The organism is Advenella faeciporci (genome assembly GCF_014652395.1).
GTDB classification, from domain to species: domain Bacteria; phylum Pseudomonadota; class Gammaproteobacteria; order Burkholderiales; family Burkholderiaceae_B; genus Advenella; species Advenella faeciporci.
Map to the genome: position 1 here is coordinate 1 of NZ_BMYS01000036.1, position 10,420 is coordinate 10,420.

Genomic DNA, 10,420 nt, shown 5'->3' on the forward strand with positions numbered 1-10,420 from the left:
ACGCTTGCCCACTCAGCCCGCCAGCCGTATTGCTGAACTGTTGCCGCATAATTGGCAACCACAGACAGCAATGTAAAAAAACAGGTTAAAGAAAACCGCTGTCAAGATGAGATGGCCGAACGCTTACGGTAATAACACTGATCAGTATATAAAACAGCGTATTACCCACCTATATAAAACATAAGTATATTTATAAATCCGGAGACAACATGATTAAGAGTTTTGTAAAGACCGCCATTGCGGCCGGTCTGGGAATGCACTTGGGCCTTGCAAATGCAGCAGGCATCTCTGACGATATTGTCAAGATTGGTGTATTAAGTGATATGGCAGGTGTGTATGCGGATACCGCAGGTGCCGGTTCAGTGACCGCAGCCAAAATGGCAATTGAAGATTTCGGCGGTACCGTGCTGGGCAAGAAAATCGAACTGGTTTCCATGGACCACCAGAACAAGGCTGATGTTGGCGCAAATACAGCAAGACGCTGGTTCGACGTTGACAAGGTTGACACGATTGTCGATATCAATAACACGGCTGTCCATTACGCCGTCAAAAACATTGCCGAGGAAAAGAACAGGCTGCTGCTGAATACCGCTGCAGCATCCAGCGATATTACCGGAAAACATTGCAGCCCAATGACTATCCACTGGCCTTATGATACCTATGCACTGGCAAGAACAACCGCCAAAGCCATTACGGATCAGGGTTCTAAAAAATGGTACATGATCGGCGTTGACTATGCATTTGGCAAAGCCATGGTTGAAGATGTTGCCAATACGCTTAAAGAAAATAACGCCTCAATTGTCGGTTCGGTTTACCATCCGTTGAACTCGATGGATTTTTCCTCCTACGTGCTTAGCGCACAGGGCTCCGATGCCGAAGTGGTCGGACTGGCCAATGTGGCTAACGACATGATCAATACCATTAAAACCGCCAATCAGTTCCAGCTCACCGCCACGAAAAAACTCGCTGCCACGGTCCTTTTCATTACCGACGTCCATGCCCTGGGGCTTGAGGCGGCCAAAGACATGTATGCAACAACCGCTTTTTACTGGGATCAGAACGATGCTACCCGGCAATGGGCAAAACGCTTCCATGAGCGTGAGAACCGTATGCCCACCCAAATTCATGCCAGTGCCTATTCCGCCGTTACCAGTTATCTGAGAGCCATTGAAGCTGCCGGGACCGATGATACGAGCACCGTTATCAAAACCATGAAAAGCACCCCTATTCATGACTTTACAACCAAAAACGGCTATATCAGGGAAGATGGCCGGGTCATCCATGACATGTATCTTATCCAGGTTAAATCTCCCGAAGAATCGAAATATCCCTGGGACTATTACAAAATTGTAGCCACGGCTCCCGGTGATGAAGCCTTCCGGCCAATGGATCAGGGCGGCTGCAGTTTCATCGCCAAAAACTGATCGCAATTTATCCATTTCGATAAGGTAAAAAACAATGAATGCTACAGAAACCTATCTGGCCTATAAAGTAATGCAATTTGGCAAACCCATCGAAGCGGTTACAGAAACGATGGGAGCACCTGAAGGCACCGAGGTCGTACTGGCAACCATCCGCTGTGGCGTCTGCCATACCGATCTTCATCTTTTTGACGGCTATTACGATCTGGGTCAGGGTCGCCGAATGGAACTGCAGGAACGCAACATCACCCCACCACTTGCGCTGGGGCATGAAATCGTGGCACAACTTCTTGCCGCCGGCCCCGATGCCAATCTGGATGGGCTTGAAATTGGCAAAAACTATCTGGTAAGTCCGTGGATCGGCTGCGGACAATGCGGTAACTGCCGTCAGGGCAAAGAAAACCTGTGTCTGAACTCTGCCAGCCTGGGTGTTTATCAGGATGGCGGTTATGCGCACCGGTTAAAACTGCCCGATCCAAAATATCTGGTGGATATTGAAGGCCTGGATATAACAGAGGCGGCCACGCTTGCATGTTCAGGCCTGACAGCTTATTCCGCCCTTAAAAAATCAGATGCCGCCAAAGATGACTGGCTGGCCATGTTCGGGATGGGCGGCTTGGGTACTTCAGCGCTACTGATCGCCAAGGCACTGGGTTACCAGAAAATTGTTGCCGTGGACATTGATGACAGAAAACTGGCTGCCGCCCAACAGCTCGGAGCCAGCAAAACCGTGAATATCAATGCGCCTGAAGCGTCAGCAATATTGCAGGGATTGGAAGGCGGTTTATTAACGGTTATTGATTTTGTGGGCTCATCGGTTACGTCAGGCTTGGGTACCCAGGTATTAAGCAAAGGCGGCAAATACATTATTATTGGTCTGTTTGGTGGCGATCTGAATATCGCCTTGCCCCTGGTACCAATAAGGGCAATCAGCATCATCGGCTCCTATGTTGGTAATTTGATAGAGTTACGGGAATTGATTGCACTGGCAAAACAGGGTGCACTGGGTAAGATACCGGTTGAACTGATTGCCCCCGAACAGATCAACCTCGCACTTGAACGCCTGCGCTCAGGCACGGCAACTGCCCGTCAGGTAATTGCTTTTCAATAATGCCCATCGCACTGTGCCCACTCAAAACACAAGGAGTTATTCATGACTAGCCGTACCCCGCCTGTTGCCATGACCATTAATGGCAAGGCTGTTTCATCCCCACAAAGCATGGACATTATTAATCCTGCCACTGAAGAAGTGATTGCCCGGGTGCCGGTCTGCTCACCCGAGCAGCTGGATGAAGCGGTCAACGCTGCCGCTCAGGCATTTAAAACATGGAAAAAAACACCTTTTGAGGAAAGAAGAAATACCCTGTTAAAGCTGGCCGATTGCATACAGGCACATAGTGAAGAACTGGCAACCCTGCTCACCACGGAACAGGGTAAACCGTTGGCTGATGCACGTGCGGAAATAAACCGCTGCAGCCACTGGTTTACTGAATTTGCCAAAATGGAATTGCCCGTTTCACGTTATACCAACGAAAACGGACATACCTTTGAAACCATCCGCGTTCCGCTGGGTGTGGTAGGTGCGCTGGCGCCCTGGAACTTCCCCATGACACTGGCAATATGGAAGCTGGCACCCGCCTTGCTAAGTGGCAATACCATTGTGGTTAAACCCTCACCTTTCACTCCCTTAACCACCCTGCGTTTTGGCGAACTGGCCAGAGACATTCTGCCGCCTGGTGTGATGAATATCATTTCGGGCGACCATGACCTGGGACCCGCCTTGACCAGTCACCCGGGTATTGCCAAAATCGCCTTCACCGGTTCCACCGCTACCGGCAAACGGGTCATGGCAAGCGCAGCCGAAAACCTGGCCCGCGTCACGCTTGAACTTGGCGGTAACGATGCGGCAATCGTTATGGATGATGCTGATATAGAAGAAGTGACGCCTCTGCTCTTTTGGGGTGCGTTCCGCAATTGTTCGCAGTATTGTCTGGCCATCAAACGGCTTTATATTCATGAGTCTATTTATGACAAGCTTAAAGATTCTCTGGTGCAATATGCCCAGAATGTCATTGTTGGCAATGGCCTTTCACCCGATTCACAAATCGGCCCCATCCAGAACAAGCAGCAATTTTCCCGTGTCCAGGCCCTGCTGGACGGTGCCAAAAACGATGGTTTAAGCCTTTTATACGGGCGCGCGCCACAAGAATCCAAAGGCAACTTCATGCCGGTTGTTTTTGTAGATAACCCACCTGAAGATGCCGATGTGGTAACCAAAGAAGCGTTTGGCCCCATCCTTCCCCTGCTGAAGTTCAGTCATATTGAAGATGTCATTTCACGTGCCAACCAGTCGGAGTACGGGCTGGGCGGTTCAGTCTGGAGCAAGGACGAAGAAAAAGCCAAACAAATCGCCCGCCAGCTGGACACCGGTACCATCTGGATCAATCACGTCCAGGTGTTATCGCCCAACGTGGCTTTTGGGGGGCACAAACAGTCGGGCGTGGGTGTGGAAAATTCCGTTGCAGGCTTACTGGAATATACCAATACCCAAACCATGGTGGTGAAACACTAGGCTGACTGGCTTTGAATATGATCTGACAACAGGTATCAGATCATATTCAGCCAAAACGCAATATAAAGTGAGTTTACAGAAAACATGAGTGTGACTGCTCCTTGCCTTTGTTGGGCAAGGGCTTATGCAAACTATTCAAATCAGGAAGTGGAAGACAGCTTCATAAGAACTATCCCGCTTACTATCAAGATAGCAGCAATGATTCGCATCATACTGACATGCTCACCAAGTATGGTAATGCCAACAACAAAAGCGCCAACAGCACCTATGCCTGTCCAGATGGTATAAGCCGTTCCGAGGGGGAGCGTTCTCATTGCGATTGAAAGAAGCGCGAAACTGGCAACCATGAAAACCAGCGTCCATACGGTTGGTACGGTTCTGGTAAAGCCTTCAGACAGCTTCATGGAATATGCCCAGCAAATTTCGAGCAAACCCGCAATAAACAGATAAATCCAGGCCATTTTGACACCTTTAACGAGCATCGGGTCGTCCCGATATTCAAGCCCAAGGTGGGAGAGGTCGTCCTCTGGAAAGAGAATAAGTGGCTGTCACATAATGCATGACGCATCGCACACAGTTTTTAATTATATATCAATATTCATTCTTTGGCTGTCACATCGGAAGCAGAAGAATCCCCTCCAATATTGGTCCGATCACTACCCCCCTCTGGCAGGATAGTTGTCACCCACCCGATTTTTCCGAGCAGGCCATTTTACAATGCATGCCCGTCATTTTACGGTTATTATTAAGGGTATTCCATAATCCCAAGGGCAGAAAAGCAGAATGGCGGTCAATCTTCATATTCCCAGTGAAACAGATATTTTTCCTGTCGCAGGCGTAGAAATCGGTGTAACCGAAGCCGGTATCAAAAAAGAAAACCGTAAAGATCTTACCGTTTTCAAATTCAGCCCCGGTACTGCCGTGGCAGGTGTTTTTACCAAAAACCGTTTCCGTGCCGCGCCTGTTCAAATCTGCGAATCTCGTTTGCAAGCCGGTCATGACATCCGTGCATTGCTCATCAACACAGGCAATGCCAACGCAGGCACTGGCGCTGATGGTCTTGAACGTGCGTATGCCACTTGCCATGCCCTGGCCAAAGAACTCGGTGTACTGGAAGAACAAATCCTTCCTTTTTCCACTGGCGTCATTCTTGAGCCCCTGCCTTGCGAAAAAATCATTGCCGCCCTGCCCCAGGCCATCAGTGCCTTGGGTAAAAACGAGTGGATGAAAGCCGCTTACGGCATCATGACCACCGATACCCAGCCAAAAATCTGCTCCCGGCAAATCCAGATTGATGGCAGAACCGTGACCTTTACCGGTATCAGCAAAGGCGCTGGCATGATTCGCCCCAACATGGCAACCATGCTGGGCTTCCTGGCAACCGATGCCGATATCGAGCCCCAGCTGCTCAAGTCACTCACCCTGGACATTGCCAATCATTCTTTCAACCGTATCACGGTTGATGGCGACACCTCCACCAATGACTCTTTCATCGTAGCCGCCACCGGTCAAAGTGGCATTCAGGTAGACAACACCAGCAGCCCTCACTACGAAACCATCAAGAACGAACTGACTGCCATGGCTCGCGAGCTGGCACAAAAAATCGTACGCGATGCCGAAGGGGCCACCAAATTCATTACCGTTCGCATTGAAGACGCAGGCAATTCCGAAGAAGCACTTAAAGTTGCTTATGCCATTGCCCACTCACCACTGGTGAAAACCGCGTTTTATGCTTCCGATCCAAACCTGGGCCGCATTCTGGCTGCGGTGGGTTACGCGGGTATCGAAGACCTTGACGTGAACAAAACCCGCTTATGGCTGGGTGATGTGCTGGTAGCCGAAAACGGCGGTCGCTCCCCGGCTTATCAGGAAGAAGATGGCCAACGCGTCATGAACGAAGCCGAAATCCTGGTGCGCATTTCCCTGGGTCGCGGCGATGTGACCGAGACAGTTTACACCTGCGATTTTTCTCATGATTATGTCAGCATAAACGCTGATTACCGCTCATAAGCTTTCATGACTACCACAAAAAAACCGGTAACGCCTGTCGTTGACCGGTTTTTTTATGACAGGTTGCAAACATTGCCCTGCCAGGCCTGGCGTGACCTGTATTGGCTATTACATACCCAGCCCTTACTGGCTCCCGGTTTTTCACACGCTTATCCACCCGCCCGCTTTCCTGTTCATTGTCTGCAATCAATCACGCAATGGATGGTACATGAACACCAGCATCCACTGGCCCTCACCCCCCACACTCAAACCCATTTCAGACGCCTTGGCCTTTATGCCGAACACCTCCTGAAACTGGGGCTGGCACACTGTCCCGATCTTAAGCTTTTGCTGCACCATCACCCTATACACCTGGAACCGATTGCCCCCGAAAAAGGCCGCAAGACACTTGGTGAGGTTGATTACATCTGGCAGGACCGCAAGACGGGCACAATTCATCATTGGGAACTGGCCGTAAAACTTTACCTGTTCCTGCCCCGCTCCGAAGCCCCTGATCTACCCGGGCACGAGTCGACCAACAACGAATTGCACCGCTATGTGGGCACCCAGTTGCACGACACACTCTACAGAAAAACACAACGTCTGTTCGGTCATCAACTGCAACTTTCCGCTCATGAACACATTACCGCCAAACTTGGCCGACAGGTCAATCAATCCGGGGTTTACCTGAAAGGCTGGCTGTTTTACCCCTTGCTAGACCAAGACTGGAACAGCTACCTGTACCCAGGAACATCCACGCTTGAATGCCTGAATCCGGAACACAATAAAGGCTGGTGGCTACGGTTTTCTCATTTTCTGCCACGCCTGGCCGGCCAAAGCACCTCTATTCGCTGGCTTATTCTGCCCCGGCTGTACTGGTTATCTGAAGCATGGGCATCTGCCCCACAAACGCTTGACGCTGCACAACTGGCCCATCAGCTTGAGCAGCACTTCCTTGCGAACAATCCTGCAGATGCTCCCGCTGCATCTCATACCCGCCCCGAACCGCTATTGCTGGCCGCCCTTCAGGAAGACCCGACACACCCCGGGCTTTACCGGGAAATCCATCGCGGCTTTGTGACGGGCAACACCTGGGCACGTGCCTGAAAACCACAACACCCGCCCCCATCAGTGACTTTCATTTCATCAAGCAATTGATTTATTTGACTTTTCAAAACAAAACAGGATAAAATGCAAGGCTTAGCATTAATTTTGCTATGTTACTTAATAATTTTTGAGGTTAAACCATATGTACGCGGTCATAAAAACCGGTGGCAAACAGTATCGTGTTGCCGAAGGTCAAAAACTTAAGATAGAACAGATACCAGCAGACATTGGGCAAGAAATCTCGCTAGACCAGGTTTTGTCAGTAGGCGAAGGTGAATCAATCAAGGTTGGTACTCCTTTAGTTGCTGGTGCTGTGGTGAAAGCAAAGGTTCTTGCACAGGGTCGTCACGATAAAGTGAAAATTTTCAAAATGCGCCGTCGCAAGCACTACCAGCGTCACCAGGGCCATCGCCAAAATTACACACAAATCGTTATCGAAGCTATCACAGCTTAATTTCGACTTACCTTAATACAGCAGGAGCTAATCATGGCACAAAAGAAAGGCGGCGGCTCAACCCGCAACGGCCGCGACTCGGAATCCAAACGTCTGGGTGTTAAAGCGTACGGTGGTCAGGAAATCCCGGCAGGATCCATCATTGTTCGTCAGCGTGGCACCCGTTTCCACCCCGGAACAAACGTGGGTATCGGCAAAGACCACACATTATTTGCATTGGTTGATGGCAGCGTACAGTTCTCTGTAAAAGGCGCACTCAACAAGCAAACCGTTTCTGTTATTGCGGCTGAATAAGCACAGTTTCAAAAACAATCAATGCCGTTCACTCTATCAGGTGAGCGGCATTTTTATTTTTATCCCTTTCCGAAATGCAGTTAACGCAATTTGGATTTAGAATAACTATTTATAAGCAAAAAAGCGAACCATGAAATTCGTAGACGAAGCCACCATCGAAGTGATCGCAGGAAAAGGCGGCAATGGCGCTGCCAGCTTCCGGCGCGAAAAATTTATTCCCAAAGGCGGCCCCGACGGCGGAGACGGCGGTCGTGGCGGCAGCATTTATGCCATTGCCGACCGCAATATCAATACCCTTATCGATTTTCGCTATGCCCGCCTGCACCGTGCCAAAAACGGTGAAAATGGCCGTGGCTCCGACCAGTACGGCGCTGCCGCCCCCGATATTACCTTGCGGGTTCCCGTCGGCACGGTTATCTATGACCATGAAACGGGCGAACAGCTGTTCGACCTGGACCGTCACGGTGAGCAAGTCACACTGGCAGCGGGTGGCCAGGGCGGCTTGGGCAACCTGCATTTCAAATCCAGCGTCAATCGCGCTCCTCGCCAGTTTACTTATGGCACCGAGGGTGAACAGCGCAAGCTTAGAATGGAACTGAAGGTACTGGCCGATGTGGGTCTGCTGGGCATGCCCAATGCCGGCAAATCAACCCTTATCACCAAAATATCCAACGCCAAGCCCAAAATTGCCGATTATCCGTTTACCACCCTTCACCCCAACCTGGGTGTGGTGCGCACCTCGGCCGCCCGCAGTTTTGTCGTGGCCGACATTCCCGGTTTAATTGAAGGTGCCTCAGAAGGGGCCGGTCTGGGTCACCTGTTCCTGCGCCACCTTACCCGCACACGGGTTTTACTGCATCTGGTTGATGTCTCTTCCCTTGACCCCGATATTGATCCGGTTGAAAAGGCCGTGGCTGATGCAAAAGCCATTGTGGAAGAACTGCGCCTGTACGATGCGGAACTGTACAACAAGCCACGCTGGCTGGTGCTTAACAAACTGGACATGCTAGAAAACCCGGAAGAAATCAAACAGCGTTTCTGCAAGGAGTTCGAATGGGACGGCCCGGTATTTGCCATTTCAGCCCTTAATGGTGAAGGCACGCAAGAACTGGTCTGGGCCCTGCAAGAGTACCTTGACAAAGTCAAGGCGCAAGAACACCTTGAGCAGGATAAACAGCAGGAAAACTATACCCCTGAAGATCCGCGCTTTGATGACTCCCGTAACAACCTTTAATTAATCAACCATTTATTTTTTGTTTCTGTCCCGATTCACACCATGAGCACCGTGCCCCAATCTGCCGTTCATTCAGCCCAACGTATTGTCATTAAAGTGGGCTCTTCCCTTGTTACCAATAATGGCAAGGGCCTGGATAACACCGCCATCCGGCAGTGGGCGGCACAAATTGCCGCGCTCAGGAAACAAAACAAACAAGTGGTTCTGGTATCCAGCGGTTCGGTGGCCGAAGGCATGGCACGCCTTAACTGGCACACCCGTCCCAAAGCCATGAACGAACTGCAGGCCGCAGCGGCCATCGGGCAAATGGGGCTGATTCAGGCCTATGAAACCGCGTTTCATGAGCACAATATCTGCGCGGCGCAAATTTTGCTCACCCACGAAGACCTGGCCGACCGTGAGCGTTATTTAAACGCCCGCTCTACCCTGTTTACCCTGCTGGACCTGGGTGTGATTCCCATCGTTAACGAAAACGATACCGTGGTTACCGATGAAATCCGCCTGGGCGACAACGACACACTGGGCGCCCTGGTCACCAATTTAATTGAAGCGGATGTTTTAATTATTTTGACCGACCAAAGCGGCCTGTATGACAGCGACCCGCGCAAAAACCCGCAGGCCAAACTCATCTCGGTGGCCACGGCAGGCGATCCCGCACTTGAGGAAATGGCCGGGGGTGCCGGCTCCAATATTGGCACCGGCGGCATGGCCACCAAAGTGCTGGCGGCCAAAAGGGCGGCCAACAGCGGGGCGCATACGGTGATTGCCTCGGGCCGTGAAATTAACGTGCTTGAACGATTAAGCCAGGGCGAATCCATTGGCAGCGAATTGCGGGCCTCGGTGGCGGTGCGCTCGGCCCGCAAACAATGGCTGGCCGATCACCTGCGGCTGCGCGGCCAGATCACCCTTGATGAAGGTGCCCTGAAAGCCCTTACCCTGCAAGGCAAAAGCCTGCTGCCCGTGGGCGTTATTCACGTCAATGGTGAATTTGAACGGGGTGATGTAGTGGCCTGCCTGGATGAAAACAATGTTGAATATGCACGTGGCCTGATCAACTATTCTTCCTCAGACACCCGCCGCATCATGCGCCAGCCTACCCATAAAATTGAAACCATCCTGGGCTCGATGACAGCCAGTGAACTGATGCACCGGAACAATATGGTAGTGCTACGCAAGTTTGCCAAAGCCTGAGTTCATGCGCCAGCTCTGATTCCCACTTCAGAGTGAACTGACCCCAAAAAGTTGGACACCCATTCAACTTTTAGGGGTCTTTTCAATGACAAAATATGATTTGCCGTTCAAAATCAAATTAGTCCAAACGTATCTATCCGGCCAGAGTGGCTATCGCC

General features: G+C 50.9%; 10 protein-coding genes. 9 read left to right on the plus strand and 1 reads right to left on the minus strand.

The window, feature by feature from the left end; all coding sequences use genetic code 11:
* Nucleotides 1-209: 209 nt before the first annotated feature.
* Genes IE074_RS14435 through IE074_RS14445 form a run of 3 tightly spaced genes read left to right on the plus strand, consistent with a single transcriptional unit; the run spans nt 210 to nt 3,993 of the window.
* On the plus strand, nt 210-1,424 hold the full coding sequence (locus IE074_RS14435; RefSeq protein WP_189386149.1) for an ABC transporter substrate-binding protein: 1,215 nt from the start codon (nt 210-212) through the stop codon (nt 1,422-1,424).
* Between the two features lie 34 nt (nt 1,425-1,458).
* Nucleotides 1,459-2,532 (plus strand): alcohol dehydrogenase, encoded by a 1,074-nt coding sequence (locus tag IE074_RS14440; RefSeq protein WP_189386150.1) that lies wholly within the window; start codon nt 1,459-1,461, stop codon nt 2,530-2,532.
* 42 nt (nt 2,533-2,574) lie between these two features.
* Complete coding sequence (locus tag IE074_RS14445) at nt 2,575-3,993, plus strand: aldehyde dehydrogenase family protein (RefSeq protein ID WP_189386151.1); 1,419 nt, start codon at nt 2,575-2,577, stop codon at nt 3,991-3,993.
* 140 nt (nt 3,994-4,133) lie between these two features.
* Here IE074_RS14445 and IE074_RS14450 read toward each other — a convergent pair whose 3' ends face one another.
* Complete coding sequence (locus IE074_RS14450) at nt 4,134-4,454, minus strand: DMT family transporter (protein WP_189386152.1); 321 nt, start codon at nt 4,452-4,454, stop codon at nt 4,134-4,136.
* A 322-nt stretch (nt 4,455-4,776) separates the two neighbouring features.
* Between IE074_RS14450 and argJ the strand changes: the two genes are divergently transcribed.
* The 6 genes from argJ to proB all read left to right on the plus strand — a co-directional run bounded on the left by argJ (nt 4,777) and on the right by proB (nt 10,262).
* Nucleotides 4,777-6,003 (plus strand): bifunctional glutamate N-acetyltransferase/amino-acid acetyltransferase ArgJ, encoded by a 1,227-nt coding sequence (argJ, locus tag IE074_RS14455; protein ID WP_189386153.1) that lies wholly within the window; start codon nt 4,777-4,779, stop codon nt 6,001-6,003.
* 6 nt (nt 6,004-6,009) lie between these two features.
* A complete protein-coding gene (locus tag IE074_RS14460) occupies nt 6,010-7,089 on the plus strand; it encodes a DUF1853 family protein (RefSeq protein ID WP_189386154.1) in 1,080 nt (359 codons plus the stop codon).
* A gap of 142 nt (nt 7,090-7,231) precedes the next feature.
* Nucleotides 7,232-7,543 carry a 50S ribosomal protein L21 gene (rplU, locus tag IE074_RS14465; RefSeq protein WP_169293581.1) on the plus strand — a complete coding sequence of 104 codons (312 nt, stop codon included), beginning with the start codon at nt 7,232-7,234 and terminating at the stop codon, nt 7,541-7,543.
* 33 nt (nt 7,544-7,576) lie between these two features.
* Nucleotides 7,577-7,837, plus strand: coding sequence for a 50S ribosomal protein L27 (gene rpmA / locus IE074_RS14470; protein WP_189386155.1), 261 nt, complete (start codon nt 7,577-7,579; stop codon nt 7,835-7,837).
* A gap of 130 nt (nt 7,838-7,967) precedes the next feature.
* Complete coding sequence (obgE, locus tag IE074_RS14475; RefSeq protein WP_189386156.1) at nt 7,968-9,071, plus strand: GTPase ObgE; 1,104 nt, start codon at nt 7,968-7,970, stop codon at nt 9,069-9,071.
* Between the two features lie 42 nt (nt 9,072-9,113).
* Entirely contained in the window at nt 9,114-10,262 is a 1,149-nt protein-coding gene (proB, locus tag IE074_RS14480; RefSeq protein ID WP_189386157.1) for a glutamate 5-kinase, read from the plus strand.
* The last annotated feature ends 158 nt before the right edge of the window (nt 10,263-10,420 follow it).

Coding starts and splice junctions, on each gene's coding strand:
- IE074_RS14440 (WP_189386150.1), top strand. CDS start 1,459: ATGAATGCTACAGAAACCTATCTGGCCTATAAAGTAATGCAATTTGGC.
- argJ (WP_189386153.1), top strand. CDS start 4,777: ATGGCGGTCAATCTTCATATTCCCAGTGAAACAGATATTTTTCCTGTC.
- rpmA (WP_189386155.1), top strand. CDS start 7,577: ATGGCACAAAAGAAAGGCGGCGGCTCAACCCGCAACGGCCGCGACTCG.
- obgE (WP_189386156.1), top strand. CDS start 7,968: ATGAAATTCGTAGACGAAGCCACCATCGAAGTGATCGCAGGAAAAGGC.
- IE074_RS14460 (WP_189386154.1), top strand. CDS start 6,010: ATGACTACCACAAAAAAACCGGTAACGCCTGTCGTTGACCGGTTTTTT.
- proB (WP_189386157.1), top strand. CDS start 9,114: ATGAGCACCGTGCCCCAATCTGCCGTTCATTCAGCCCAACGTATTGTC.
- rplU (WP_169293581.1), top strand. CDS start 7,232: ATGTACGCGGTCATAAAAACCGGTGGCAAACAGTATCGTGTTGCCGAA.
- IE074_RS14445 (WP_189386151.1), top strand. CDS start 2,575: ATGACTAGCCGTACCCCGCCTGTTGCCATGACCATTAATGGCAAGGCT.
- IE074_RS14435 (WP_189386149.1), top strand. CDS start 210: ATGATTAAGAGTTTTGTAAAGACCGCCATTGCGGCCGGTCTGGGAATG.
- IE074_RS14450 (WP_189386152.1), bottom strand. CDS start 4,454: ATGGCCTGGATTTATCTGTTTATTGCGGGTTTGCTCGAAATTTGCTGG.